The 24,910-nt window shown below is 56.8% G+C and carries 28 protein-coding genes and 1 tRNA gene; 16 read left to right on the forward strand and 13 right to left on the reverse strand.

Annotation, left to right across the window (positions count from 1 at the left end; translation table 11 throughout):
• Positions 1–59: 59 nt before the first annotated feature.
• On the forward strand, positions 60–1,814 hold the full coding sequence (locus ACFP6B_RS05645; protein WP_377127928.1) for a pyruvate dehydrogenase: 1,755 nt from the start codon (positions 60–62) through the stop codon (positions 1,812–1,814).
• Between the two features lie 73 nt (positions 1,815–1,887).
• Here ACFP6B_RS05645 and ACFP6B_RS05650 read toward each other — a convergent pair whose 3' ends face one another.
• Entirely contained in the window at positions 1,888–3,084 is a 1,197-nt protein-coding gene (locus tag ACFP6B_RS05650; RefSeq protein WP_377127931.1) for an acetyl-CoA C-acyltransferase, read from the reverse strand.
• A gap of 177 nt (positions 3,085–3,261) precedes the next feature.
• On the opposite strand from ACFP6B_RS05650, the gene ACFP6B_RS05655 reads away from it, so the two are divergent.
• Positions 3,262–3,765 carry a MarR family winged helix-turn-helix transcriptional regulator gene (locus tag ACFP6B_RS05655; protein WP_377127934.1) on the forward strand — a complete coding sequence of 168 codons (504 nt, stop codon included), beginning with the start codon at positions 3,262–3,264 and terminating at the stop codon, positions 3,763–3,765.
• Here the strand turns inward: ACFP6B_RS05655 and ACFP6B_RS05660 are convergent, their stop codons facing one another.
• The 3 genes from ACFP6B_RS05660 to ACFP6B_RS05670 form a co-directional block, all read right to left on the reverse strand.
• Positions 3,766–4,248, reverse strand: a complete 483-nt coding sequence (locus tag ACFP6B_RS05660; RefSeq protein WP_185173431.1) for an NUDIX hydrolase — start codon at positions 4,246–4,248, stop codon at positions 3,766–3,768.
• Positions 4,249–4,311: 63 nt separating this feature from the next.
• Positions 4,312–4,848, reverse strand: coding sequence for a prepilin peptidase (locus ACFP6B_RS05665; protein WP_377127937.1), 537 nt, complete (start codon positions 4,846–4,848; stop codon positions 4,312–4,314).
• 17 nt (positions 4,849–4,865) lie between these two features.
• Entirely contained in the window at positions 4,866–5,627 is a 762-nt protein-coding gene (locus tag ACFP6B_RS05670) for an isoprenyl transferase (protein WP_377127940.1), read from the reverse strand.
• A 188-nt stretch (positions 5,628–5,815) separates the two neighbouring features.
• On the opposite strand from ACFP6B_RS05670, the gene trhA reads away from it, so the two are divergent.
• Positions 5,816–6,556: a PAQR family membrane homeostasis protein TrhA gene (trhA, locus tag ACFP6B_RS05675; protein ID WP_377127943.1), complete on the forward strand. Its 741-nt coding sequence runs from the start codon at positions 5,816–5,818 to the stop codon at positions 6,554–6,556.
• Positions 6,557–6,636: 80 nt separating this feature from the next.
• Here trhA and ACFP6B_RS05680 read toward each other — a convergent pair whose 3' ends face one another.
• Positions 6,637–6,975 carry a hypothetical protein gene (locus ACFP6B_RS05680; protein ID WP_237187216.1) on the reverse strand — a complete coding sequence of 113 codons (339 nt, stop codon included), beginning with the start codon at positions 6,973–6,975 and terminating at the stop codon, positions 6,637–6,639.
• A gap of 104 nt (positions 6,976–7,079) precedes the next feature.
• Positions 7,080–8,039, reverse strand: coding sequence for a mycothiol conjugate amidase Mca (gene mca, locus ACFP6B_RS05685; RefSeq protein ID WP_377127946.1), 960 nt, complete (start codon positions 8,037–8,039; stop codon positions 7,080–7,082).
• 151 nt (positions 8,040–8,190) lie between these two features.
• Here mca and ACFP6B_RS05690 point away from each other — a divergent pair, with 151 nt between their 5' ends.
• Both ACFP6B_RS05690 and greA read left to right on the forward strand, forming a co-directional pair.
• Entirely contained in the window at positions 8,191–8,601 is a 411-nt protein-coding gene (locus ACFP6B_RS05690) for a DUF4307 domain-containing protein (RefSeq protein WP_237205923.1), read from the forward strand.
• 155 nt (positions 8,602–8,756) lie between these two features.
• Positions 8,757–9,257, forward strand: a complete 501-nt coding sequence (gene greA, locus ACFP6B_RS05695; RefSeq protein WP_377127949.1) for a transcription elongation factor GreA — start codon at positions 8,757–8,759, stop codon at positions 9,255–9,257.
• 217 nt (positions 9,258–9,474) lie between these two features.
• On the opposite strand, the gene ilvA is transcribed toward greA, so the two are convergent.
• From ilvA to ACFP6B_RS05730, 7 genes are all read right to left on the reverse strand, one after another.
• Positions 9,475–10,734 carry a threonine ammonia-lyase gene (gene ilvA, locus ACFP6B_RS05700; protein WP_237205925.1) on the reverse strand — a complete coding sequence of 420 codons (1,260 nt, stop codon included), beginning with the start codon at positions 10,732–10,734 and terminating at the stop codon, positions 9,475–9,477.
• A gap of 19 nt (positions 10,735–10,753) precedes the next feature.
• On the reverse strand, positions 10,754–12,007 hold the full coding sequence (locus tag ACFP6B_RS05705; RefSeq protein WP_377127953.1) for an AI-2E family transporter: 1,254 nt from the start codon (positions 12,005–12,007) through the stop codon (positions 10,754–10,756).
• 227 nt (positions 12,008–12,234) lie between these two features.
• On the reverse strand, positions 12,235–13,092 hold the full coding sequence (locus tag ACFP6B_RS05710; protein WP_377127956.1) for a Bax inhibitor-1/YccA family protein: 858 nt from the start codon (positions 13,090–13,092) through the stop codon (positions 12,235–12,237).
• 112 nt (positions 13,093–13,204) lie between these two features.
• Complete coding sequence (locus ACFP6B_RS05715) at positions 13,205–14,083, reverse strand: HAD hydrolase family protein (protein WP_377127959.1); 879 nt, start codon at positions 14,081–14,083, stop codon at positions 13,205–13,207.
• A 213-nt stretch (positions 14,084–14,296) separates the two neighbouring features.
• A complete protein-coding gene (locus ACFP6B_RS05720; RefSeq protein WP_237199318.1) occupies positions 14,297–14,530 on the reverse strand; it encodes a helix-turn-helix domain-containing protein in 234 nt (77 codons plus the stop codon).
• Complete coding sequence (locus ACFP6B_RS05725; RefSeq protein WP_377127963.1) at positions 14,517–15,059, reverse strand: DUF2975 domain-containing protein; 543 nt, start codon at positions 15,057–15,059, stop codon at positions 14,517–14,519. The genes ACFP6B_RS05720 and ACFP6B_RS05725 overlap by 14 nt, the downstream gene beginning before the upstream one ends.
• 291 nt (positions 15,060–15,350) lie before the next feature.
• A tRNA-Leu gene (locus ACFP6B_RS05730) sits at positions 15,351–15,424 on the reverse strand.
• Between the two features lie 159 nt (positions 15,425–15,583).
• Between ACFP6B_RS05730 and ACFP6B_RS05735 the strand changes: the two genes are divergently transcribed.
• The 11 genes from ACFP6B_RS05735 (at position 15,584) to ACFP6B_RS05785 (ending at position 24,551) form a co-directional block, all read left to right on the forward strand.
• Complete coding sequence (locus tag ACFP6B_RS05735; RefSeq protein WP_377127966.1) at positions 15,584–15,853, forward strand: hypothetical protein; 270 nt, start codon at positions 15,584–15,586, stop codon at positions 15,851–15,853.
• Between the two features lie 8 nt (positions 15,854–15,861).
• The gene (locus ACFP6B_RS05740; RefSeq protein ID WP_377127969.1) at positions 15,862–16,149 is read left to right on the forward strand and encodes a glutaredoxin domain-containing protein; all 288 of its coding nucleotides are present in this window, start codon (positions 15,862–15,864) and stop codon (positions 16,147–16,149) included.
• 272 nt (positions 16,150–16,421) lie between these two features.
• Positions 16,422–16,898 carry a hypothetical protein gene (locus ACFP6B_RS05745; RefSeq protein ID WP_135013439.1) on the forward strand — a complete coding sequence of 159 codons (477 nt, stop codon included), beginning with the start codon at positions 16,422–16,424 and terminating at the stop codon, positions 16,896–16,898.
• 117 nt (positions 16,899–17,015) lie between these two features.
• Positions 17,016–17,861: a tyrosine-type recombinase/integrase gene (locus ACFP6B_RS05750; RefSeq protein ID WP_377127972.1), complete on the forward strand. Its 846-nt coding sequence runs from the start codon at positions 17,016–17,018 to the stop codon at positions 17,859–17,861.
• Between the two features lie 42 nt (positions 17,862–17,903).
• Positions 17,904–18,374, forward strand: coding sequence for a hypothetical protein (locus ACFP6B_RS05755; RefSeq protein WP_377127975.1), 471 nt, complete (start codon positions 17,904–17,906; stop codon positions 18,372–18,374).
• 92 nt (positions 18,375–18,466) lie between these two features.
• Positions 18,467–20,488 carry a hypothetical protein gene (locus ACFP6B_RS05760; RefSeq protein WP_377127978.1) on the forward strand — a complete coding sequence of 674 codons (2,022 nt, stop codon included), beginning with the start codon at positions 18,467–18,469 and terminating at the stop codon, positions 20,486–20,488.
• Positions 20,489–20,530: 42 nt separating this feature from the next.
• Positions 20,531–22,039, forward strand: a complete 1,509-nt coding sequence (locus ACFP6B_RS05765) for a T9SS type A sorting domain-containing protein (RefSeq protein WP_377127981.1) — start codon at positions 20,531–20,533, stop codon at positions 22,037–22,039.
• Between the two features lie 177 nt (positions 22,040–22,216).
• A complete protein-coding gene (locus ACFP6B_RS05770) occupies positions 22,217–22,561 on the forward strand; it encodes a hypothetical protein (protein WP_377127984.1) in 345 nt (114 codons plus the stop codon).
• A 443-nt stretch (positions 22,562–23,004) separates the two neighbouring features.
• Entirely contained in the window at positions 23,005–23,274 is a 270-nt protein-coding gene (locus tag ACFP6B_RS05775) for a hypothetical protein (protein ID WP_135013426.1), read from the forward strand.
• Between the two features lie 11 nt (positions 23,275–23,285).
• Positions 23,286–23,627 carry a ribbon-helix-helix protein, CopG family gene (locus ACFP6B_RS05780; protein ID WP_377127988.1) on the forward strand — a complete coding sequence of 114 codons (342 nt, stop codon included), beginning with the start codon at positions 23,286–23,288 and terminating at the stop codon, positions 23,625–23,627.
• Positions 23,628–24,125: 498 nt separating this feature from the next.
• A complete protein-coding gene (locus tag ACFP6B_RS05785; protein ID WP_377127991.1) occupies positions 24,126–24,551 on the forward strand; it encodes a hypothetical protein in 426 nt (141 codons plus the stop codon).
• Positions 24,552–24,910 lie beyond the last annotated feature (359 nt).

Below are 24,910 nucleotides of genomic sequence, written 5' to 3' on the forward strand. Positions count from 1 at the left end.
AAGATCGATAGGAGTATACTGTAGAAAATTAAGGGTACAGATTATTGAAAGGTTGCCCCGTGAAACTCGCTGATCAACTCATCCAGCAACTCATAGACGCCGGCGTAGAGCGCATCTACGGCGTGGTGGGAGACTCCCTCAACCCCATCGTTGATGCAGTCCGTGCCAGCGGCGGCTCTGCTAAGGGCGGCATCGACTGGATTCATGTACGCCACGAAGAGGTCGCGGCTTTTGCCGCAGCCGCAGAAGCACAGGTTACCGGTAAACTCGCCGTCTGTGCAGGGTCCTGCGGCCCCGGCAACACCCATCTCATTAACGGTCTCTACGACGCGCACCACTCTGGCGCGCCTGTCCTCGCCATCGCCTCCCACATCCCCTCAGCACAAATCGGCACCAGCTACTTCCAAGAAACCCACCCTGACCGCCTCTTTGCCGAGTGCTCCAGCTACTCAGAGATGGCCATTAACCCCGCTCAGACTCTGCGCATCATGAACTCTGCCATGCGTCACGCGGTTGCCAACCGCGGCGTTGCTGTTGTCTCAATTCCCGGTGATATTGCTGCCGAGGACGCCGTGGACTACGTACCTGCTTGGGGCGATATGCGCCGCGGCACCATGACCCCGGACCAGGCAACCGTCCACGACATCGCCGACCGCATCAATGCCGCAGACAAGGTCGCTATCTTTGCAGGTATCGGGGCTAAGGGAGCCCACGATGAGCTGGTTGCCCTGGCCGATGCCGCCGCCGCGCCGGTGGGTCACTCCATGCGAGGCAAAATGTACATCCAGTACGACAACCCCTTCGATGTGGGCATGACCGGGCTTCTGGGCTACGGTGAGGCTGCTGAGGGCCTTAAAGACGCAGACCTGATGCTCCTGCTCGGCACCGATTTTCCCTACGATCAGTTCCTACCCGATACAGACACTATCCAGATTGATCGTTCCGCCCAGGTACTGGGGCGTCGCACCAATGTGAGCCTACTGGTTGAGGCCGATGTAGCAGCTACACTTCGCGCGGTACTGCCCCTCATTAAGCGCAAGAAAGACCGGTCCTTCCTTGAGCAGCTGCTGAAGAAAAACGAAAAAATTATGACCAAGGTCGTGGGCGCCTACACCAAGAAGCCCTCAAAGAAGGGACCCATTCATCCCGAGTACGTCACAGCTCTACTCGATGAGCTGGCCGCTGATGATGCTATTTTCACAGCAGATACCGGCATGTGCAATGTATGGACAGCCCGCTACATCACCCCCAACGGCAAGCGTGAACTGCTCGGCTCCTTCTTGCACGGCTCCATGGCCAACGCCCTCCCCCATGCCATTGGTGCTCAGGTTGCTGCCCCTGACCGCCAGGTGATTTCTGTATCGGGTGATGGTGGGCTCTCCATGCTCTTGGGTGACCTGCTGACCGTCCGTATGTATAATCTGCCCCTGACCGTAGTGGTCTACAACAACTCGACCCTCGGCATGGTTAAGCTCGAACAGTTAGTTCAGGGCTTCGAGGACTACGGGGTCGATGTGCCCGACACCAACTACGCCGCTATCGCTACCGCAATGGGCTTTGAAGCAGAACGCGTTACCGACCCCAAGAAACTCGAAAAGGCGCTCTCTCATGCCCTAGCCCATCAGGGACCGTCCCTCGTTGAGGTCATTACCGACCCCAATGCACTCTCCATGCCTCCCGAGGTGGAGGCTTCACAGATTATTGGTTTTGCGACCTCTCTTTCAAAGATTGCTCTCAATCGCGGTGCCGGTGAAGCTGTAGCAATGGCTCGTTCTAATCTGCGCAACGCTAGCGCCTGGCGTCAGCTCACCTAAACCAGTTTTCATACAACTAGAGGTGGGGCCCGTTCTGCGGGCCCCACCTGTTTTAACCTCGTAGTACAAGAGATTAGTCTGCGCGAAGAATCAGGGCATCACCCTGGCCACCGCCACCACACAGGGCCACAGCCGCGTAGGTAGCATCGGGCTTCTGGTTGAGGGCGTGAGCGGCATGAACCACCAGGCGGGCACCGGACGCTCCCACCGGATGTCCCAGAGCAATAGCACCACCGTGGGGGTTGACCTTCTGCAGGTCAAGACCGAGTTCACGGGCAGAGACCGCAGAAACCGCTGCAAAAGCCTCGTTAATTTCCACGTGGTCTAGGTCGTCCGCGGTTAGCCCAGCCTTGTCAAGAGCGGCGGCGATAGCGCGGGAGGGCTGATAGTGCAGCACGTTCTCGGGGCCAGCGGTATTAGCCCAGGCGAGGACGGTGGCCAGCGGCTTGATTCCGTTCGCTTCAGCAAATTCGCGGCTTGAGAGTACCAGGGCCGCTGCCCCGTCAGAGAGCGGGGAAGCATTCCCCGCGGTAATCGTGCCGCCCTGCTCAAAAGCAGGCGGCAGTTGAGCGAGTACCTCGACCGTGGTTCCCTCGCGCACTCCTTCATCCGCCCTGACCTCTGTGACTTGCCCCTTGCGTCCTTTCACCTGCACCGGGGCAATTTCGGCATCAAAAAGCCCGGCGGACGCCGCGGCGTGGGCCCGCTGGTGGGAAGCGGCCGCGATGGCGTCCTGCTCCTGGCGGGTCACCTCAAAACGGGCGTTAGACCCCTCGGTCAGCACGCCCATCGACTCCCCGCTCTGGGCATCGGTGAGGGCATCACGCTCAACGGCATCGAGCACGCTGGTAGCACCGAAGACCCTGCCCGCACGGAAATCCGGCAGTAAGAACGGGGCACGAGACATGGACTCCTGGCCGCCTGCCACAGCGACCTGAACCTCGCCCGAGCGAATCAGCCGGGCGGCATCTATCACCGCGCGTAGACCCGAGAGGCAAACGCTATTGACCGTCACCGCCGGGGTAGCCACGGGGATACCGGCAGCACGTGCGGTCTGTTTGGCGGGGTTCTGCCCTGCACCGGCCTGCACCACCTGGCCAAAAATCACAGCTTCAACCTGTTCAGGGGCTAGAGTGCTGGCATTGAGCGCCTGAGCCATGGCGCAGGCACCCAGCTCAACGGCACTCAGCGATGAAAGGGCGCCCATAATCTTGCCCTGGGGGGTGCGAGCAGCACCGATGATGACAACGTCCTTGTTGTGGGTCTGCATGTTTCTTCCTTCTGCAGCAGCATCGCTGCACCGGCTATCTCATGATTTTCTTAGAGACTAGCCCCCGACGTCCTGTCGGTCAAGAGTAGACCAATGGATAGCGTGACCGCCACGGTTTATACCTGTAATAGGCGGCTTATTTTTCCCTCACAGCCGCCCAGTGAGTAGGCTTAAGGAATGGAACCATCACCCCGTAACCACACTTACTGGTCTTTCATCGACCAGGTCACCGAGAACCTCGGTGGTTTAGAGGAACCCGTCAATGTTGACGCTACCCTGCTTGCCATGTCGCTGAACCGCGCGTCTGTGGCCATCACCCACGATTTTGAATCGAAGGTCCACCGCCCTGCCGGTAGCTCCTGGGCTGCCTACCGGGTGCTTTTTGCCCTCTGGAACTCGGGGGCGGCGTCCGCTAGCTCCCTGGCGAATATCACCGGCATGACCAGGGCTGCTGTCTCAAACATCAGCAAGCCCCTAGAGACCAAGGGGTTGATTACCAAGGCTAAGGACCCCGAGGACGGGCGTGGCACCCTTGTTGAGCTCACCCCCGCCGGTACCGACTTCGTCAGCTCTATCTTTGCCCAGCAGAACCAGCTTGAAACCGTGTGGGCCGAGAAACTGACCCCCGTTGAGCGCACTATGCTGGTTGAGCTGCTGCGGAAGCTCTCAGCCGAAGCCTAGCTACCGCGCTTCTAAATCGAACCGGGCGCCGTTCTGCCAGTGCAGGGCGGCGTCGATTCTATCGAGCATGCGTTCGCTACAGTAGTCGGCGAGTTTCTCCACCGGCACCCACTGCACCTGGCTCGATTCCTCATCGTTCACCCGTGCCTGCCCCGAGACATAGCGGCAGTAGAAGGTGTGATCCAGAAACTGGCAGCGGTCCCCGTTGCCGAAGGTCATGGGCGGGTCGGCTTTCAGCTGGGCAAAGCCCACCACCTCGATGATGACACCAGCCTCTTCTTCAGCTTCACGCAGGCAGGTCAGGGCGGGGTTCTCGCCGGGGTCGACGATGCCGGTCACCGGCGTCCACGCCCCGGTATCGCTGCGGCGCACCAGCAAAATGTCGCCGTTATCCCGCTGGATTACGGCAGTAGCGCCCGAAAGCCAGAGCATGTCGGAGCCAATCTTGGCTCGCAGGTCGGTAATAAATTGTGGGGTAGGCATATTTTCCTTTCGTGGGCAGGCACCCGGTGCGGACGTCCCAAGGCAGCAGCCGCGCAAGGTGCGCTAGGTTGCGGGAAAGAGCAGGGCAACAGTGGTGCCAAGAAGCATGAAGGGACCAAAAGCTATGTGGGTGCGGCCTGTAGCCCGACGAGCCAGTATGAGCACAAGAGAATATAGGCCGCCGGTCAGAAAAATGAGCAGGTTGCCCCAGAGCAGGTTCAGGGGCGAGAAATAGGCGAGCAAAAGACCTAGAACTCCGGCTAGTTTCACGTCCCCCAGGCCTAGTGCCCCGCGAGATGCCAGGCGCATGAGCACATAAAAGCCAAACATCACCGCTGCCCCGTAGGCAGTCTGCCGCGCCTGGGCAAAGGGGTCGGGTGCCACCAGCACGATGGCCCCGAAAAGAGGTAGGCCCACCAGGGCATAGAGGGGTAGCACGATACGGTCGGGCAGGCGGTGCTCTCGCACATCAATGACCCACAGTCGGGCCGCTGCCACAAGGTAGCACACCAGCACCCAAGCCAAAAGCAGGGCAGCCAAGGCAGCCTGCCAGCGTCCGCCCAGCCCTTCTGCCGCTAGGCTATATATCTGTTCGAGCATAGCCGCCCCGGCTAGCCTTAGGAACCGAACCGGCGCTGACGCTGGGCGTAATCGCGCAGGGCCCGCAAGAAATCAACCCGGCGGAAATCAGGCCACAGGGCCTCACAGAAATAAAACTCGGAGTAGGCCGACTGCCAGGTCATAAAACCAGAAAGGCGCTGTTCGCCCGAGGTCCGAATCAACAGGTCCGGATCGGGCATACCGCTGGTGTAGAGATGGCGGGAAATATCGTCGCTGGTCAGACTTGAAGCGAGTTCTTCAAGGCTCCGGCCGGAAGCTGCTGCCTCACGCAGGAGGCCGCGCACGGCGTCCGTAATCTCCTGGCGCCCGCCATACCCAACAGCGATATTCACCTGCAGGCCGCTGACCGTCGCCGTTTCTTCAACAGCCACCTCAAAGGCAGACCGCAAACTCGCTGGCAGGGATTCCAGCTGACCCACCGGGCGAACCCGGGCCAGGCCGCTGGCGGTCAAACGCTCCACGAACCCCTCAATCACCTCAACCAGGTCATTCAGCTCATCGCTACTGCGCTTCAGGTTCTCGGTAGACAGCATGTAGAGGGTCACCATCGGAATCTTTAATTCCGTGCACCAGCCGAGAAATTCGATGATACGGGCAGCACCGGCCTCGTGGCCGTGCTTGGTACTCTCCCCCAACAGGGCAGCCCAGCGGCGGTTACCATCAACCAGCACACCGATGTGCTGGGGCAGTTTCTCCGCTGGAATCGCAGAAATCAGGGACCGCTCATACACCGTGTACAGTGGCTGCGGTAGCTTCATGTGCTGCTCCTGGTTGTGGGGTGGCAGGTTGTCTTTACCCTGCTCATTCTACCTGCAAGGCGAGCTCAGGCAGGCCCCTGCCCTCCTCTGCGCAGGTGGGCGGACGCCGTGCCCCAGCTTCCTGCCCGTTATTTCAGCTTCTAGCTACCCCCTAGACCGCGCTTATTTTGACCTGCCATACTAAATATATGGCTTCACGTGTTCACCGCTCCCAGACCTCCGGTTCATCAGCCGCACCCCACCAGGGCATGCTTGACCGACTGACCGATGTGCAACGCGAAATCATCGATTTCTACCGCGAGAACGGCAAACCCCTACTCCGCGGCTGGATTCACGCAGGCTTTGCGCCCGTAGCCTTTATCGCCGGTATCGTGCTCATCGCTCTCTCCGGCGGCGGGATCGTCGGCGTCGGCTGCGCTATATTCGCCCTCACCGGCGTCCTGCTCTTTGGCATCTCCGGTATCTACCACCGCGGTTTCTGGTCTGCTAGAGCCCGTATGCTCCTCAAGCGGCTCGACCACGCCAATATCACCCTGCTCATCGCGGGCACTTATACCCCGGTGGCTCTGACCCTCCTTGAGGGCACCCAGCAGGCCATCCTACTCTGGAGCATCTGGGGCTGTGCCCTCTCCGTCACCCTCTTTAGGGTCTTCTGGACCGGAGCCCCCCGCTGGCTCTACACCCCCATCTACGTTGTGATGGGCCTGATGGCGGTCTTCTACCTGGGCGACTTCTGGCAGGTCTCCCCCGTTGCTACCGTGCTCATCGCCACCGGCGGAGCCAGCTACATCATCGGAGCTATCTTCTACGGCACCAAACGCCCCGCTATGGCCCCGCAGATCTTCGGCTTCCACGAGCTCTTCCACGTCTTTACCGTGCTCGGCTTTATCCAGCACTACATCGCCGTGATGTTCTGCATCTTCCTCTAGACCGAGCAAACAGCCCCTATACCTCAAGGACGCCGCACCCGGCCGGGTACGGCGTCCTTATTTTCTCTTCCCTCAAGAACCTAGTGGGGGCGGCGCAGATGATCCTGAGCCACTACAGCCTCATCGCGCACGGTGGCGTGTACGGGCTCCTCGGTTTTCCCCTGGGCCGCGGCCTCAGCAGCCGCCCGCTCCTCAGCCTCACGAGCAATAGCGTATTCGCTACGGTAGCGCAGACGGCGAGCGCGCCGGGTCAAGTCGAGCCCCAGCAGTACGATAGCCAGGGCCAGGCAGAAGGTGACGATGAAGCCCACGATGCCGGGTGAGCCGCGGAAGGACCCGTCGGGGTTGACCGTGGTAATGACGGTGGGGGTCGCTTCGGCTGCAAGAATCGTAAGTGTTGGAGGGATCAGGGCTGACACGGTAACGGCTTCCTCTGGTCTTGGGTGCAGGGCTTTATCTGGGCGCTGGCCTAGCTGGGCATATAGTCCCCATTGTACGCGGTGGGGCTGGGCCTTTCCTGTCTTTAGGAGCTGTAGTCGATGCCGGTGGAGAAGCAGGTTTCGGGCAGTTCGCTCTCCACGCGGCTTTGGGCCAGTACGTAATCTTCGAAGGGCCAGATTTTACGCTGAACCTCGGGGGAAACGGCGAAGAAGAGGGAGTCGGGAGCTACCTGGGAGCGGTGGGCGAGCAGGGCCGCGTCGCGCTTTTCGAAGTAGTCTGCTGAGGAGATGCGGGTGGTGGTCTGGTGGCGGGAGACCGGCGGACGGTGGCCCTCAATGTCTTCTTCCATCGACATAGCAACCCACTGGGCGAAGGGGGATTCAAGGCCGGCACCTTCGAGGTAGCTGTGGAAGGCCATGACTCGGTCGAAGTTGAAGGCGCGGTCGTAGTAGATTTTTGAGACCTGCCAGGGCTCGCCGGTGCCGGGGTAGGCGTCCGCGTCCCCCGCCTTCTCAAATGCCTCTACGGAGACCCGGTGGGTCATGATGTGGTCGGGGTGGGGGTAGCCGCCGATTTCGTCGTAGGTGAGGATGACGTGGGGCTTGAAGTCACGCACCAGGCGCACGAGCGGGGCGGATGCCTGCTCAAGCGGCAGGCTGGCAAAGGAACCGTAGGGCAGCGGGGGCAGGGGGTCGCCCTCGGGCAGGCCCGAATCAACGAAACCGATCCAGCGGTGCTCAATACCGAGAACCTCAGCTGCCTGCTTCATTTCGGCGCGGCGGACGCCCGCCAGGTCGCGGTGGGCGGCGGGGTTGCTGTTGACTGCCTCGTTGAGGATATCGCCGCGCTCGCCACCGGTCATCGATGCCACCATGACGCGGGCCCCGCGGGCCACGTAGGCTGCCATGGTTGAGGCACCCTTAGAGGACTCATCATCGGGGTGGGCGTGGACTGCCAGAATACGCAGGCCGGTGTAGTCGTCCTTGAGCGGCGCTAGCAGGGAGGGGTCAAAGCCGGGTGCGGGTGATTCAGTGTTGCTCATGCAAAACTCCAGTAGTGCGAAGGTGGCTCGAGTAATGTTTGGGGTATCGTAAATGAGGAAGGAACCCGCATTCAAAGACACTGGTCAATTCTACCTGGCGTGGTGGGGCTCCTCGTTTTCTCTATTACCCCGTATGAAAGGTGTGGGCTTGATGACCGCCCCTGACCTATCTGCCCGTTACGGTACCGTCCGACAGCGTCGGGCCCTGCCCCAGTGGTTCTGGTATGTGCTGGCCCTGGTAGCGGTACTTGTGGGGGGCGCTTTTGTGTTCTGGGTGCAGGCTGACTCCAGTGACGAGCCCACCGGCCGCGACGTTGGCTTTACCCTGACCAGTGCCGACGAAGTCTCAGTAACCTTTGAGGTCAGCAAACGGGCCGAAGATACCGCGGTCTGTGCGGTCAAGGCCCTTAACACCTCGGGTGCCCCCGTCGGCTGGAAAGAAGTCGCGATTGGCCCCTACGCCGATGAAAACGGCAACGGCATTTCAGTGCAGACCGTGCAGTTCAGGGTACTGGGCGAAGCAACCACAGCCACCGTCGACAGCTGCTGGAAGGTTGACTAACTCCCTTTCTCTCTAGGGGTAAAGTTAGGGAGCTTACCCCGCCTATGGGTAGACTAGGCTCACGACTGACCTTTTACACGGGGCGTTCCGCTCCGTCCGCACCAACGGTCCCCAGCCGCACCGGCTGCGGGGCCTTGCTTACAAGGAGTAAACACATGGCAGAAAACGAAGGCGCATGGCTCACTCAGGAGGCCTACGACAAGCTCAAGGCTGAGCTTGAGCACCTCTCAGGCCCCTACCGCCAGGAAATTATCGACCGTATCTCAGCGGCCCGCGACGAAGGCGACCTCAAAGAAAACGGCGGCTACCACGCAGCCCGCGAAGAGCAGGGCAAGAACGAGGGCCGCATCAAGCAGCTGCAGCACCTGCTCGAAACCGCCCAGGTATCAGACAAGCCCGCAGCCGATGACGGCGTAGTTGAGCCCGGCATGGTCGTTGAAGCCGATATCGCAGGCAAGACCATGACCTTCCTGCTCGGTTCCCGCGAAGTAGCCGACACCCTGGTCGGTGGCTCCGACCTGCAGGTCTTCTCGGAGAAGTCCCCCATGGGTGCCGCCATTAACGGCCACAAGGTAGGCGACGAGCTTTCTTACGAAGCCCCCAACGGCAAGCAGATCCCCGTCAAGATCATCTCAGCTAAGCCCTTCCAGGGCTAAAACCCGCCGCAGGCAGATAGACCGAGGCCCGGGCGTCCTTCCCCTTCTGTAGGGGGCGGACGCCCGGGCTTCAGTTTGCGTTGAGGGGCAAGATTTAGACGCAGGATATTTGCCGGCAGCCTGCTGGCTTTCGGGGCTGGCGTGAATCACTTGTGAGCGCAGCGAACCGGTGAGAGGGTCGCAGGCAAAGGCAAATATTCTGCGTCTCAGAAATCTTTTAGTAAACCACAATCGGCTTGTAGCCCTCAGCTTCTAGGGCCGCGATGACTTCCTGGCAGTGCTCTACACCCTTGGTTTCCATGTCGATGGTGATGGAGACATCGCCCATAGAGAGGGCGCCACCCAGGCGGGTGTGGTCCACACCGGTGACGTTGGCGTCGTGCTCCGAGATAATGCGGGAGATGGTGGTGAGCTCGCCGGGGCGGTCGTTGAGCATGAGCTTGATGGTCATGTAGCGACCCGCAGCCGACAGGCCTCGCTGAATCACCTTGAGCATGAGCATGGGGTCGATGTTGCCGCCCGAGAGCAGGCAGACCGTGGTGCCTAGGTCGCCGTACTTTTCTTTGAGGGAGCCACTCATCACTGCCGCTACAGAGACCGAGCCTGCCGGTTCAACGACCAGCTTGTTGCGTTCCATCAGGAAGATGAGGGCGCGGGCAATTTCGTCTTCGGAGACGGTGTGGACGTCATCCACCAGGTTCTTGATGATGGTGAAGGGCAGCTGGCCGGGGCGGCCCACCGCGATACCGTCGGCGATGGTGGAGACCTTCTTCAAGGGCACTAGGGCGTCCGCTGCCAGGGAGGGTGGGTAGGCTGCCGCGTGCTCGGCCTGGACGCCAATGATGCGGATTTTCTTACCCAGCTTTTCTTCCAGCGAGCGCACCGCGATGGAGAGCCCAGCCAGCAGGCCGCCGCCGCCGACACCCACCAAGATGGTGTCAACGTCCGGAACCTGTTCCAGGATTTCTAGGCCCAGGGTGCCCTGGCCTGCGATGATGTCTTCGTTGTCGAAGGGGTGCACAAAGACAGCACCGGTTTCTTCGGCGTAGCGTTTGGCTTCTGCCAGGGCTTCGTCCACGTTCACGCCGTGTAGCACGACCTCGGCCCCGTGGCTGCGGGTCGCTGCAATCTTGGGCAAGGCCGCACCCTGGGGCATGTAGATGCGGGCGGCGATGCCCAGGCGGGAGGCTGCCAGCGCCACGCCCTGGGCGTGGTTACCTGCCGATGCTGCCACCACGCCCACGGCCTTTTCAGCCTCGGTGAGCTTAGCCATGCGCACGTAGGCGCCGCGTACCTTGAAGGAGCCTGAGCGCTGCAGGTTCTCACATTTGAGGAAGACCTCGGAGCCAATCTGCTCGCTCAGGGCGCGTGAGTGGGCCACGGGGGTGCGCTCAATGACGCCGTCGAGTAGGCGGGCTGCGTCTTCAATCTGGCTTAGGCTCACGGGGAGCTCTACCGGGGCGGGTGCTTCTTGCATCGTTACCTCGTCTTGTCTCTTACTTCTGGGCGCCGTTGTTAGTGGCCTCTAGAGCATCTTCATCGGCCTTTTCGGCTTCCTTAATGCGGTTGAGGCGTTCCTTGACCTTCTCAGCGATGGCCTTTTTCTCGCGGCGTTTAATCTCGTGGGGGTAGAGGAACTCCTCCTCGCGAATATCGGGGTCGTGCTCCCATTCGCGGCCAGCCAGGTAGCGGATCACGGTGTTGACCACGGCCAGGACAGGCACGGCGAAGAGGGCGCCGACGATGCCGTACAGCATGGAGCCTGCAACCACAACGATAACGACGGCCAGGGGGTGCAGGGCAACTGCCTTACCCATAACCAGAGGCTGAAGGATGTTGGATTCAATCTGCTGCACAATCAGCACCATGGCCAACATGATAAGGGCGTTGACCAGGCCGTTAGCGACCAGAGCTAGCAGGACGGCGATAATACCGGTCAGCAGCGCACCGACGACGGGAATGAAGGAGCCCAGGAAGACCAGGACGCCCAGGGGCAGCGCCAGGGGGACACCCAGGAAGAAGGCTGAGAGACCAATACCGATGGCGTCAACGGCGGCCACGAAGACCTGCACACGCACATAGGAAACCAGTGAGGTCCAGCCGCGACGGCCAGCACCGTTGACAGCGCGGCGGGCGTTGCGGGGGAAGAGCTTGACAATGAAGAGCCAGATCCGTTCACCTTCCATGAGGAAGAAGATGAGGGTGAAGAGAACAATTACCATGCCGGTACCGATATCGGCTGCGGTAGAACCTACGCTGGCTACCCCATTGAGGATGCTGGAGGTGTTGTCCTGCAAGGTGGTGACCAGCTGGCTGATGTACTGGTCAATCTTGTCTGCCCCCAGGTCGATGGGCAGGTTGTTGAGCATGGCAACAATCTGGTTCCAGCCCTCGACAACCTGATCAGACAGGGATGAGAAACCAGCGGTCAGCTGCTGGCCTACCAGCGCTAGCAGACCAATGACGCCGGCGATAAGACCCAGTTCAGTGATTGCGGTAGCGATACCGGCATGGATTCGGTTGCGACGGAGGAAGTAGACAACCGGCGACATGAGACCGGCCAGCAGGGCCGCAATCATGATTGAAATGACGATGAGGGAGATCTTAGCCAGCATCCAGTAGAGGGCTGCGGCTACGATACCCACAATCATCAGTCGCCAAGACCAGGCTGCTGCCGTCTGCAAGGCAAAAGGTACCTGACGGTCAGATTCACTCTGCCGGGCAGGGGGTTCAGGAATAATGACACTCATACTTTCCATCTTCCCACGTTTCCTTACTATCTGTCCCTTGCCTGCCCGCATCCCGGGCACAAGCGTGACCAAACTCGCCCCATGAAGCCGGGCGGGTGCGTCCTGCCGGATCCTTATGCCTCTCCCCCGCAGCTGGGGCACGGCACAGAAAAGCCCGGGGCAAAAGCAGAGTTGCTTCTACCCCGGGCTGCGCTTCTTTCCTAGCGGACCAGGAGAGAGCCTAGATTTTAGTCATCTGCCATAGAGCGTACGTAGTAGAGAACGCGCAGGATCTCGACGTAGAGCCAGACCAGTGACACGATCAGGCCGAAAGCAATGCGCCAGGATTCCCGCTCGGGGGCGCCCATCTTGATGGCGTCAGAAGCGTGGGTGAAGTCCAGCAGCAGGGAGTAGGTAGCCAGCAGCACGGCGAAGAGGCCGATGATTAGACCCAGGGGAATACCCATTACCTCAACACCGCGAGCATTGAAGTCGAAGAAGAGGGAGGCAACGATGTTGACTAGGCAGAAGACGGCGTAGGAAATCGTCGCAATCATAAAGAAGCGGGTCAGTTTGGGAGTTGCCCGCACCTTACCGGAGCTGTAGAGCGCCAGAATGGTTGCAAATACGATGACGGTTGCCAGAACAGCCTGAACCACGATACCGGGGTAGGAAGCCTCGAACATGCGAGAGATACCGCCAACCAGCAGGCCTTCCATGACCGAGTAGGTCATGACCAGGGCAGGTGAGACCTTCTTCTTCAGGGCGTTGACGAAGCCCAGTACCAGGCCGCCGATGAAACCAACGAACATGAGGATGGGCATGTACCAGGCGAGTACAGCGCCCACTACCACCAGGCCCAGGTTCAGGCCGGTTTTCATGATGATGTCGTTGATGGTGATACGGTTGGTATCGACGGGGCCGGCGGTACCGGCGTTATACATGTCGTTGAGCTGGCCAGCTGATACCTGCTGGTAGGTCCCGTAGGGGTTCTGGGCCTGCTGGCCGTAAGGGTTGGCGGTGGTGGTGCCGCCAGCACCGAACTGCCCGAAGCGGGGGTCGCCAGCGGGCTTGGTCATGTTGTTGATCAGGGGGTTACCTGCCACGGCTGTTGTCTCCTAGTGGTAATAAGTAGTCGTGGTAAAAGTCTTGTACTCTACCCTACCGAATCTTGGTCGGCTTTTCTTCCCGTTTTTCTCAGGGCGTGAGCGGCTGGGGTTAGGCGGTGAGTTCGGCTTCGAGGAAGTCAAGGACGGCTCCATCGTTGTTGGAGCCAATGGTTAGGTCTGTGACCGGGGCGAGGGCCGGGTCGGAGTGCTCCATGGCGATAGCGCGCCCGGCGTAGCGGAACATTTCAAGGTCGTTGCCAGAGTCGCCAAAGGCCGTGGTCTGTTCGGCGCTCAGCCCCAGGTACTCAGCTAGCCAGGCCAGGCCGTGGCCCTTGTGGTTGCCGTCCAGAATCAGGTCGATAGCCCCGAAGCCACTGGAGGTCGCTGCGATTCCTTCAGGTAGGGCATCGTGTAGCTTTTCGATGGTCTCGTAGATTCCCTCGTCGGGATCGGCGTTCAGGGCGATCTTGACGATAGTTTCGGTGATGGTGGTGGGGTCGTCGATGGCTTCTACGTTGGGGTAGAAAGGACGAATCGCGGTGATGGGGTTTTCAGGGTCCCAGCCGGGCAGGTCAATGCCGACCTTGGTGACCTGTTCGTGCACGCGTCCGGCGATGGTCGCTAGCCGGTCGCTGGGAACAAAAGAGTGGTGACGGCAGGACAGAATAATGCCCAGAGCAGGGAAGTTCTCGAGAGCCACCAGAGCCTGGTTTACCAGGTCAGGGCTAAAACCCCACAGGGCTAAGTCGGTGCCCTGGTTATGAATAATGGCACCGTTCTCTGCGATGTAGTACAGATTCTTGTGGTTTTCGTGACCGGCCAGGTATTCCTCGATTTTTGGCATCTGGTTGCCTGTTGCTACCGCCAGGTAGGAGCCCTGTTCAGCTAGCAGGGTCAGGACGCGGTCCAGCTGCTCGTGCTTGTAGGTTTTGTGGTCGGTGAGCAGGGTTCCATCGAGATCAACAGCGTAGAGATGAGGTGTCTTCATAGCTTCTACTCTATCGAAAACCCTAGAAGCCGCAGCTACTACCGCCGCAGCGTCCTTTTCCCGAACCTAGCAGTTCACCCTATCCATTTTCTCTTGACCCTATAGATTATCTCGGGGTCAAGAGAAAACGAATAGGGTGAACAAAACAATGTCTTACTTATGATCCACATCCTCCTCCCCGGAGGGGGCTGAGTGACAGTCGCGGTTATTTCCCTATTCAATACTCAAAAGGTCGCCCGGCGAGCATTCTAGAACATCACAAATAGCAAGGAGCGTACTAAACCGTATAGCTTTCGCACGATTGTTTTTGAGTTTAGAAAGATTAGCAACTGTCACCCCAACTCGGTCTGACAACTCAAGCAATGTCATAGAACGCTGATCAAGTAAAACACCCAAATTACAGTGGATGTATTTGCCGCTCTTTTCAACCGGTTCAGACAAGGTCATCAACCTCTTCCTGAAGCTCAATTGCTTGACGAATCGACCCCTGCAGGACGTACAGCATCGCAAGCAGCAGGAACACAAGAACCATGACTGAAGTATTGGTGAGTAGACCACCGCTCCACTGGTCGTTTAGGCCAAGACGGTGCGCAAGGAAATTGTTACCCATGCCTTCAATGCCACTGCTAACCAGCCAGCCGAGTACCGCATATGCAACGACAACCGCACGTTTTGATGTCTCTTCGGTGTACAGCTGACCATTCTTAATGCGATTCAGCATGGACCACATGCCCCAAATAGCAACTAGCAGGCTCGCCGACTTGAGCACAAAACCTGTCATTAAGTATGTAAAGGGACCCCCAGCTGCAAGGTCAAAACTGACGCCACCTTCGACTGCCGGGCTCAGGAAAGTATGAAATTTCTGATCGACAAATACATTCAGTACGTAAGTGACAAGAAATAGGGTGCACAGCATAGCCAAGGCAGTAACGTCAAACGACCAGAGGCTTTTCTTTCTAAGGGGACTTGTAGACACAGTCGCTTCCTTTCTGACTAATTGATGATTGTTCGCACGAACTCTCTCAACCATTTACATATCGTTTTTCAATACTATCGTTTATCGATGTTATCGTTTATCGACATGCCGTGCAAGCCTTCAGCCTAAACAGAATTAGTCAGGGGCGCCCAGTTCACCCAGGTAACAAAAAAAGAGAGAGTACGCCTGCGCTTTGCGCTTGACGTACTCTCCATTTTTGTAGCCCCACCGGGACTCGAACCCGGAACACAAGGATTTTACGACTCAGCTTTCCAGCTGGGGGCTATACAGTGGCCCTGCTGGGACTCGAACCCAGACCACGAGGATTTTAAGTCCTCTGCCTCTGCCAATTGGGCTACAGGGCCTCAAGCGAGTGCTCAACCAGGTGAACCCAGAAGACGCTATCACTCCATACCTTTATACCAGAAAACCTTGCTGTTAGTCGCCTTACAGATTCCCTATATATCTCACAATCTTACAGATACTTCAGTACTTGAAACCATTCCTCTCGAAAGTCAGGTCTAGTGATGCCCAATAACACACCCCACACCCTCACTATCACCAAACAGCCCCGCCACCACTATTCAGCAGTCGGCAGCACCCCCGAATTCGAAGACCTCTACCAAGCACATATCACCAACTCCACTGGTGAAGTCATCTGTACTTTCTATTACCTAGCCCGCCCCGGTGAGACCACCGCCCTCCAAGCGAAACTAGAGCAGCTAGGCTACTCAATACCCGAAGAGCTACTCCCCAAGCCACTAGTCCCCACCTACAAACTCCACCAGAAATAAGAACCACCATGGCCACCATCAACCTTTACGCCACTCCAAACTGCCATCAGTGCAGACTCACCCAGCGCAAGCTCAATGACCGCAACCTCCCCTACAGGCTCATCAAATTAGAGAACGAACCAGCCATAGCCGCACACCTCAAAGCCCGAGGCCTACTACAAGCCCCCATCGTCGAAATACCCGGCAAAGAAGCACAAATATGGAGCGGCTACAGACCCGACCTTATTGACCAGCTCGCAGCCAGAGAAGCACACCTCAGACAACCAGCTTCACAGGAGACACACAACACTGTTTGAGATAATGAACACATGCACAAAATACCTATGCCCAACAACGGCCGCGATATGGCCCGCCTTCTCAAAGCCAACGGATTCACAGTACGCCTAGGCAACAGAGGCCACTACAAAGCCACCCGCCCTGACTATCCAGATAAGCCAGCTATCAGATTCTCTTCCACCCCGTCTGAGGGACGCTGGGCGTCTAATACCCTGGCCTGGATCAAGAGAACTTATCAGCTCACGCTAACTAGGAAATAGCCCCTTCCATCACAGAAAGAGGAACAACCACGATGGCTATCCCCACTATCTTCGACATCGACTTCGCCTGCGGCCACACAGAAGAACGCGACCTGTCCAACAAACCAGCAGGAAAACGCAAAGGCCTGGCTAACTGGCTCGCCACCAAGAATTGCTCCGAATGCAGCCGCAAAGAAAACGCCAACGAATACAAGGAAAAGCTCTACCAAAACGCCCTCAACAACCAAATCTCTCTAGAGCTACCCCCGCTTGAAGGAACCGAGAAGCAGCTTCGATGGGCTACCACTTCACGCGATACCGTACTCATGGCAGCTTTTGAAGAGTTCGTCAGAGGCGAGCATGCCCTAATGGACGAGGAAGCTTTCGACGAACAGTTCCTTATACCGGCCCGCAAAATTGTTGCTGCCCGCTGGTGGATTGACTACCGAGATACCGACCCCAGTGACCTGAAAGAATGCCTTGATACTGCTTTAGAAGAGACCCAGGACGTCAACGAGAACCCCTACTAAAGTCCTTATCAGCCTACGTCTGCCGCAAAAGAGCACACCCTTACCCAAAGAAGCAGGGGCACGCGCTCCTTATCTCCCTCTTGATACATAACCAACAAGAGCAGGTAAAGGAAACCCGTGACTCTCATCCCACATCCTCATTGGCAGGAACAAACCCAGAATTTTGCTCAGTGGCTCACTGCTGCTGGCCGCCTCCCTTCCACCATTGCTAACCGGCTTCGGTGGCTCCGAGATCTAACAACAACTTACCCAGAGACAAGCCCGTTAGAACTCACCACCTACGAGCTACAGGCCTGGTTGGCTACCCCCAACTGGCAACCTGTAACCAAGAAAAATGCACAAGCAACAATCCGCAGCTTCTTCCATTACCTCTACATCACCGGAGCACGCAAGGATAATCCGACGCTTTTACTCCTGCCCATCAAGGTTCCCCGGCGGGCACCTCGACCAGTCAAGACCTCTGTGCTAGTAAAAGGTATTCAAGCTTCAGCAACGTCTGAAGAAACTCTGATGATTTTACTCGGAGCCTACGCTGGGTTACGCCGTAGTGAGATCGCTTCACTACATACGCAGGACTATGAAGATGGCTGGCTAACTATTACTGGTAAAGGCGGGCACACCCGCCGAATCCCAGCCCACCCGGCCCTCATCCCCTATCTTGAAAGGAAAACCGTTGGCTACTACTTCCCCGGACGGCTAAGCCCGGCCAAGCACCGTCACCCAGATAACGTTGCCAAGACCATCACCCGACTGCTCGGGAAGGGCTATACCGCCCATCAGCTGAGGCATTGGTTCGCAACGGACGCCTACGCTAAGCGCCCTAGTATTCGCGCAGTCCAATTGCTTTTAGGTCATGCGAATGTCACGACTACTCAGTCCTATATCGGTGTTCAAGATGAGGCTCTTTCTGAGATGATTGCAGCGCTGACTGCCTTGCCCATTCCAGATTTAGACGCTGAGTAAGCTCCAGGTACTTCCCCCTAAAGATTGAGAGAGGAAAGAAGTATGGCTATCCCCACCATCGTTGAAATCAACTACGTGTGTTTTCATCCCAGTAAAGTCAATCTCGGCCACCTGCCCTTAGGGCGTCGTTATGTGGAAGCCGCGAGACTAGAGACCCTCCCCTGCCCCACGTGCATGGCCAAGAAACGAGACAAAGCGAGGAAGAAAATGGCTTACCAGAAGGCTCTTACCTATGCCCAAGAACACCACCTGCCAGCCCTGACCGGAGACCCTAAAGATGTACAGGTAGCAACGGTTATTCGTCACCAGCAGCTAAGCAACCTCCAGTACATCTATGAAGAGTCTGGGGTTCTAAGCCCTGCGCAGTTCGATGAGCTCTATCTTGGGGCCGCCCGGTACATTACTTCTGCTCAATGGTGGATTTTATACCGTTCGATGGAGCCCGCCGAAGCCTTGGAGTGCATGAACACTGCTGTCTATAAGGTCAAGAAGCCGAACGAGCCACCGTTCTAAAACGGGCACGAGAGGTGGACTACCCAAAAACAGGGGTAGTCCACCTACTCGAGAATCACCACAGAACAACCATTGAAGGGAATGACGAGGCAGTGACTCAAGCAATCACTCTCACACCTCAGAGGTATCTGCTAACCGTTGACGGGGCTGAGTTACTCTACACATCCTGGGAAGAGATAACCCAGGAAATAGAACGCCAATCCAGTATCCATAATTGCCATTACAGCTTGATTTGCTGCGATGCAGCTGATGAGGAGATTTTAGAGCGTTTCTTCTTTCACCGGCAGGGAAAGATTACAGCTGTTACTGCCCAGGAGATTGAGAGCCCTGCTGCGCTGGCCGGTGGGGATAGGTTTTCCCTGCCAGTACGTTCTGCCACCCTCAAATATCAAGATTGGGAACTTTTCATTGAAAGTATGCAAAGCAAGAGCATTTTTCGTTCCCTCAGACTCTTCACTCAGAACGCTGAACTTGTCGCCCAAGGCAATAACCGCCGCTTCACCACCGACGTTCTAGGTTTATCACCCCTTCAAGAATCCAAGACCCTGGTCTTTGGGCAAGAAGAACCCGAGACTGCCGCAGATGACACCGGTTCGTTCGTTACCCAGCTCACCGCGCGACCTGTGCAGCAGGAAGATCACCAACCACTTCAGCTTGTACCTCAGAATGACCAGAACATGGAACAGATACAGTCAGCACTTGAAGAATCTTCAGAAGAACTGCCAGAAGAAGAATCAACTGTCTCAAATGAGACAGTTGGGCAAGAAGATGAAGATGAGGCAACCGAACCTGCCAACACAAGTGACGATGAAGCAGGAATAGATTCTGAGACTTTCCCTGAAGAAGAAACCACGATAGAAGCACCTGGCCGGAACGAAGAGGCAGCACTGCTTGAAGATTTTTTCTCGGACACCAGGGCAGAAGAGCACCTCAAGCGTCGGTCTCATCGTGCCAGCCTAAAGAACCCATTGAAGAGCTTCAACCTTACCTCCAAGAAAGTCCTCATCCCCCTCAGCCTCAGCGCGTCCGTCTTACTGGCAGCTGCTACCGGCGTCGGGTTACAGTCCCTCAACCACGGCCCCGGTGATACCGCCACGGTTCAAAGCGCTATAAGCGACATCAGCCAGGACTTGCCCGAAGGCTACAGCAACCAACCAGCTTGGACGACGCCTATTCCCGAGAGTGCCGAGGTACTAGCCTCCGAGGCAGCACTAGCTATCATCCATGGCAACACCGTCACGCTTCACTCTCTGACCGATGGGAAGCCTATCGATACGGTGGAATCCTCCTGGCCTATTAGCACTATCGATGAAACTATCATCGACGGCAAGAATGCCCTGGTCTGGCTTGATGAAACCGGCACCAAACTCACCAGCTGGCACCGCGACACCGACGGCAACCCGCACACCCAGACCCTAGACCTGCCAGAAGGAGCACAAGTCTCTAAAAATAGCGAAGAGCTCCTTGTACAAACAGATACCCAGGTATACCGGCTCACTCCCCAGGGGCTCAAAACCTACCCGGTCCCTACCGGCCTGACGCCTTTTGCTTTTGCACCAGAAGGTCTCATCTCTATCGGTTATGACGTACCGGTAGAAATCACTGACGCCGACGGTGCACCTGTGCGTTCCACCAATATTTCTTCCCCTGCTGAAGGGCACATCATGAACCAGTGGGTCGCTGTTGGTCAGGCAATTTCCTTATCAGTGTGGAGCCAAGAACTAGAACCAACATCAAAAACCCCGGTTCTTCTCACCACACACTCACTAGCGACCGGTGAAGTACTCGATACCATCGAGACCACCTTCGGAGATATTGATCCTGGAACTACCTGGACGATAGGCCAAGGTAACCGCCTTGCTACCTACCAGAACAGGGTTTTCTCGCTTACCGATGGTAAGTACATCGCCGCTGTCCCCTTGTCTCTTTCTGCCCCGGCAGCTAAGGGAAACCTTGTGGTAGCTACTGCCTCTGAGAGCAAGAAGCAGTATCTCTTCTCCGGGGACAGCCCCGGGTATGCCCTGAATCAGAAATTCCTTCTGGCTCAGACCAGTACCTTGCTTATTACTCAGTCTGGGAACAGGGTGGTCGCTTATCCGGCCACCTTGTCCTAGAACGTTACTTCCATTTTTCTTCTGAAAGGAAACCTAATCATTATGGCCAAGAAAACTAAGGCCCAGGCACTTGCCCTTGTGGCGATGACTCCTGCTTTGCTACTGCCAGCTACTACTGTCCAGGCAGCTGAACTACCTGATACAGAACAGGTAACCGCTGCTCCATCCCCCAGCACTTCGGCAGAGCCGGCTCCTGCGTCGACGTCGCAACCGACTGCACCAGCCCCAGCACCGTCCGCATCAGCTAAGCCTACCCCTGAGCCAACCGCCCCGGCAGAACCGGAAGAGCCTAAGACCCCGGCGGAGCCAGAACCTACTCCTGAACCTACTGCCCCAGAGCCATCTCTCGAGCCTGCCGAGCCGGAACCCAGCGAACCGGTTGACCCCAAAGACCCGACACTTCCAGAAGACCCAGAGCCGTCACCTAAGCCCTCCCCTGAACTTGAACCATCTTTTGAGGAAGGAGATGTCACTCTTACCGCAGGCGAAACCAAAACCTTTACCGTCACAGGCTACGCCCCAAGTGCTGAGGTAGGTTTCTCTCTCAAGGATGCAAATAAAGTCACCATCCAGCTGCGCGATGCAGATGGGAAGGTCAAAGCTACCATTACCCGCACCGTTGATGACGGGGGCAAGGCCAAGCTCACGCTGAACACTACCGGTCTACCTGCTGGCCAATATACTCTCACCGCTACCGACGAGCAAGGGAAAGAAGTAAGCATCAAGATCACGGTCAAAACTCCCGTTCCAGTAGTTCCGGTGTTACCTCCGGCACCTGACCCTGTAGACCCCGCGCCGATTCCTGTACCTACCCCTGCACCTCCTGTCATTACTGAGCCAACAGACCCGGTGATTCCCCCGGTAGTGCCTCCAGTACCCGCCCCCATTGACCCTGCGCCAGCGCCTGCCCCTATTCCTGCGCCACCTGTCATTACTGACCCAACAGACCCGGTGATTCCCCCGCTGTTGCCACCGGCGCCTGCGCCAGAACAGGCAGTAGACACAACCTCCGCTGAAACGGTTACCGTCGCCCACACCCAGGAAAACGGAGAGGCACAGGCTCAGCAGAATCGCCAAGTTACCCATGCAGAAAACCTCACCACCCCAACACCCAGCAGCTTAAGTTCTGCTGCCCGAACACCTGAACGTATCACTGAATCCCTTGAAGCTACCCGCAATCTTGCTTCTTCAGCACCTGAAGCACGCAGGGACAGCACCTCCTCTTCTTCAGAACATTCTTCACGCCTTTCAGCTGCTGCACCTTTACCTTCAAGGGGGCAGGCAGCTCAGGGGGAGAGTCAGGAGACATCTAAGGAATCTTTTTCTGCCTCTGCTGCACCAGCGCGTTCTGCTTCACCGTCAGCAACTGCATCTGCCAGTGAGGCAGCTGAGGATAACTCGCGTCATCAGGCAGAAGCTGAAGATACTGCTGAGAACACACAGAGCCGCAGCCTATGGCCGATTGCTCTAGGAGTGTTGGCCATAGCGGGTGTTGGCACCGGGCTTTTCTTGTTTTTCCTCAAGCGTAAGAAGAAGGATGACCAACTGTAGGGTGAAAGACTTCTAACGGGAAAGAAGGAGAAGGAATCTCTGCATCAGCAGGGGTTCCTTCTTCTGTGTCTACTTCGACGCCAGTAGCAAGGGCTAGGGTGAATAACTAGCCGGTGCAGAGGATAGAACCAGGTTATAATTGTATAGATACAATAAAAGCCAGTCAGAAAGTCCCCAATGGCCACAAAGAAAAACCCAGCAATGAGGAGAATCTCCTTTAACCTCAAGGAAGAGACCCAGCAGGAGCTGGAGCGGCTCGCCAAAACCACAAGGATTAAAAAAACTGAGCTGATTAAGTTGATGATAGAGAAAAACTCTCATCTAGCCAGCGAGCTAAATATATCAGCAAGAAAAAATGGGCAGTATACGAGCTACACAAATCTTTTTATCCCCTCCGAGGACTATGAAAATCTCTCTAATATCGCCAATGAATCTGAGGATGAGAGCGCGAAGGTCGGGACAGTCGTTCGAGGCATTATTGAGTACTCCCTGTGGAAGAAGAATTTTCTCCCCATTTTTTAGGAAATGCTTCCAAGCCGAAGCTCTGCACAAACAATGGCAAGTCAAGCACAGCAGAGAACCCTTTGCGGGGGCTGACGCCGCCCCCACACCCCTGCGCAAGCGCCGCGCTTGACCGGCTGCCGCGCAAAACTCCCGCCCTCTTTGACGCGCAGAGCGCGACAGAGGGAACGGGAGTTTTGCTTGCCCTGGGAGTTCGTGAGCTAGGAAGTGCCAGCGAGGTGTATAGGCCAGCTTGTTCAGATATGGCAAGTTGTGTGCGGAATGAGCTCAGGGTTAGGGGCAATTGAGCTTCTGAGGTGTAGGCATCCAGGCTCTTCAAGGAAGTGGCTTCATTCTTAGGCAGTGCGGATTCCCCAAAGGTTCCCACCCATATCCAGCCAGAGACTCGACAAAACACCTCTAATTTATGTGCAACACAATTATTTATGTGACACAATAATACTATGAAGTTTATCTTCCTACCCTCAGCAGCCAAACATGGCTATACAGAAGCTGACGCGCTCAATGCAATGGAAAACCACATGCATGAAATTCATAACTTTGATGGGTCTCGCACCCCTGGTCGTCCCACTACCACCTTACATATTGGAATGGCCGAGAACGGAGACATCATCGAGGTCCTCTCTCACTACATCACACCTGATGTCATCATTTTTCACTGCATGAAACTACGCGGAAAAACGCTGGCTCGTGTCTACAGCCTAGATATCTAAGGAGAACAACAATGCCTAACGAACCCCACAACCTCACCATGGAAGAGCTAGAAGCTCTTGGAGAAAAACTCTCAGCATGGGCAGAGTCTGATGAGTTTTTCGAAGCCCTAGAAACAGCTACTATCACACCCCGCAATGCCGATACTATAGCCCGCGCTGAAAAAATCGTCGCAGCTGCCACCCGAGGACGCCCAGCCCTTGCTGAAACCGTCAACGGCCACTCCCCCAGCATCAACGCCCGAGTAACCCCCGACATCAAAGACCGCCTTACCCGCTATACCCAAGAACAGGGATTAAGCACATCTGAGGTCATTCGAGAGGCCCTTGACAAATTCCTCCCTCAAGCAGCTTAGAAGGCCACAGCCACTGCAAAAGAGTTTAGTCAAAGGGCAAACAGTTCTACATATCTCATAGCAGCGGGCGGCCCAGCTAGTTGCCTAAACAACTAGCCGGCCCCGGCGTTGATCTTAGACGCGATGCAGAGCATCACGCCTAAAATCAACGCCTTTTTGGTTTAAAGTTCATCGGTTAGGTGGGATCCTATGCGTCGCACGCTCCTTATAGGATCCCACCTAACCTCAGTTACCACTTACCCTCTGTGTGGCCTGCTGACATTCGAGGCTAGGGGCTTGGACCTAGCTGTGCAAGCCTAAAGGCCAAGGCGTATTCAAAATTTCTACCGGCGCTCCTACGTCGCTTATTTCCTCAGAAATTTCGATGCCGCCTTGCCCCTTGCGGGGTTGCACAGCTTTGGGTCTTTAGCCCCTTGACGCCTTCTTCTGCCAGCAGGGGACGGGACAGCTACCAGCCAGATAGCCATCCTGCCGGAGCAAGTGAAAGGAAGACAAGTAATGAGCCAGCAGGGATATGTTTATGACTGGGGTAATGCAGTAGTCGAGGAAGCAGAAGCACCTCACGAGCTGGAGTACCTGGAATGGGATAAGAGCCTGAAAAATTTTGTCGATAAAGACTATAGCCTCCAGCGCATCTGCCTTCAGCCCTCTAACCGGTGTGAAGTACATGAGGACGAGCTGGAATATTGTGGGCTTGACCCCTACGAGGCAAACTTCAACGGAGCAGAATGGCGGATAGATTCAGAAACCGATCATTGCATGAGTACCGGGTGGATGTACGAGATGGGCGAGGCCTACATAGCGGACGGGGCCAGAGCTGAGGCGCTCTGTCAGCGGCTGTGGGGGCAGAGCATAGAAGAAGCCTACGAGGATAGCGAAGTGAACCACGACGGGGAAGCATTTTTCTACACCGAATGGGAGTAAATGGATGGGTGGACCGCCGGCAGAATACCGGCACCCCGCCCATCATTCTCCTAACACCGAAGCAGCTGATAAGGAGGCTTATGCATAAGCCTCAAGCCAGCCCCTCCCATTATACGGGAAAGAGATAAACAAAAGCTGAACCCCCATCATCGAGGCTTATTCAAAAGTAGGCACACACCCCACACCCACCAACTAGACAACGGCCCCACCATAGCGGCAACCTTGAGGATAAATAACCAAAAATATTCTCAAACCGCACCAGGAAGAACCGTTGCACCACCAGCGTACAACCGGCCTCACAGCCACGCAATTCGCCACACTACACACAGCCCTCACCCATCACCTCACCTAGTCAAAAC

Source organism: Rothia nasimurium (assembly GCF_042660305.1).
In the GTDB taxonomy this organism is placed as follows: domain Bacteria; phylum Actinomycetota; class Actinomycetes; order Actinomycetales; family Micrococcaceae; genus Rothia; species Rothia nasimurium.

Excerpts from the sequence above, each read along its gene's own strand:
- ACFP6B_RS05650 (WP_377127931.1), bottom strand. The coding sequence starts at position 3,084 with ATGCAGACCCACAACAAGGACGTTGTCATCATCGGTGCTGCTCGCACC.
- ACFP6B_RS05655 (WP_377127934.1), top strand. The coding sequence starts at position 3,262 with ATGGAACCATCACCCCGTAACCACACTTACTGGTCTTTCATCGACCAG.
- ACFP6B_RS05660 (WP_185173431.1), bottom strand. The coding sequence starts at position 4,248 with ATGCCTACCCCACAATTTATTACCGACCTGCGAGCCAAGATTGGCTCC.
- ACFP6B_RS05665 (WP_377127937.1), bottom strand. The coding sequence starts at position 4,848 with ATGCTCGAACAGATATATAGCCTAGCGGCAGAAGGGCTGGGCGGACGC.
- ACFP6B_RS05670 (WP_377127940.1), bottom strand. The coding sequence starts at position 5,627 with ATGAAGCTACCGCAGCCACTGTACACGGTGTATGAGCGGTCCCTGATT.
- trhA (WP_377127943.1), top strand. The coding sequence starts at position 5,816 with ATGGCTTCACGTGTTCACCGCTCCCAGACCTCCGGTTCATCAGCCGCA.
- mca (WP_377127946.1), bottom strand. The coding sequence starts at position 8,039 with ATGAGCAACACTGAATCACCCGCACCCGGCTTTGACCCCTCCCTGCTA.
- ACFP6B_RS05690 (WP_237205923.1), top strand. The coding sequence starts at position 8,191 with ATGACCGCCCCTGACCTATCTGCCCGTTACGGTACCGTCCGACAGCGT.
- greA (WP_377127949.1), top strand. The coding sequence starts at position 8,757 with ATGGCAGAAAACGAAGGCGCATGGCTCACTCAGGAGGCCTACGACAAG.
- ilvA (WP_237205925.1), bottom strand. The coding sequence starts at position 10,734 with ATGCAAGAAGCACCCGCCCCGGTAGAGCTCCCCGTGAGCCTAAGCCAG.
- ACFP6B_RS05705 (WP_377127953.1), bottom strand. The coding sequence starts at position 12,007 with ATGAGTGTCATTATTCCTGAACCCCCTGCCCGGCAGAGTGAATCTGAC.
- ACFP6B_RS05715 (WP_377127959.1), bottom strand. The coding sequence starts at position 14,083 with ATGAAGACACCTCATCTCTACGCTGTTGATCTCGATGGAACCCTGCTC.
- ACFP6B_RS05720 (WP_237199318.1), bottom strand. The coding sequence starts at position 14,530 with ATGACCTTGTCTGAACCGGTTGAAAAGAGCGGCAAATACATCCACTGT.
- ACFP6B_RS05740 (WP_377127969.1), top strand. The coding sequence starts at position 15,862 with ATGGCCACCATCAACCTTTACGCCACTCCAAACTGCCATCAGTGCAGA.
- ACFP6B_RS05745 (WP_135013439.1), top strand. The coding sequence starts at position 16,422 with ATGGCTATCCCCACTATCTTCGACATCGACTTCGCCTGCGGCCACACA.
- ACFP6B_RS05755 (WP_377127975.1), top strand. The coding sequence starts at position 17,904 with ATGGCTATCCCCACCATCGTTGAAATCAACTACGTGTGTTTTCATCCC.
- ACFP6B_RS05765 (WP_377127981.1), top strand. The coding sequence starts at position 20,531 with ATGGCCAAGAAAACTAAGGCCCAGGCACTTGCCCTTGTGGCGATGACT.
- ACFP6B_RS05770 (WP_377127984.1), top strand. The coding sequence starts at position 22,217 with ATGGCCACAAAGAAAAACCCAGCAATGAGGAGAATCTCCTTTAACCTC.
- ACFP6B_RS05775 (WP_135013426.1), top strand. The coding sequence starts at position 23,005 with ATGAAGTTTATCTTCCTACCCTCAGCAGCCAAACATGGCTATACAGAA.
- ACFP6B_RS05780 (WP_377127988.1), top strand. The coding sequence starts at position 23,286 with ATGCCTAACGAACCCCACAACCTCACCATGGAAGAGCTAGAAGCTCTT.
- ACFP6B_RS05785 (WP_377127991.1), top strand. The coding sequence starts at position 24,126 with ATGAGCCAGCAGGGATATGTTTATGACTGGGGTAATGCAGTAGTCGAG.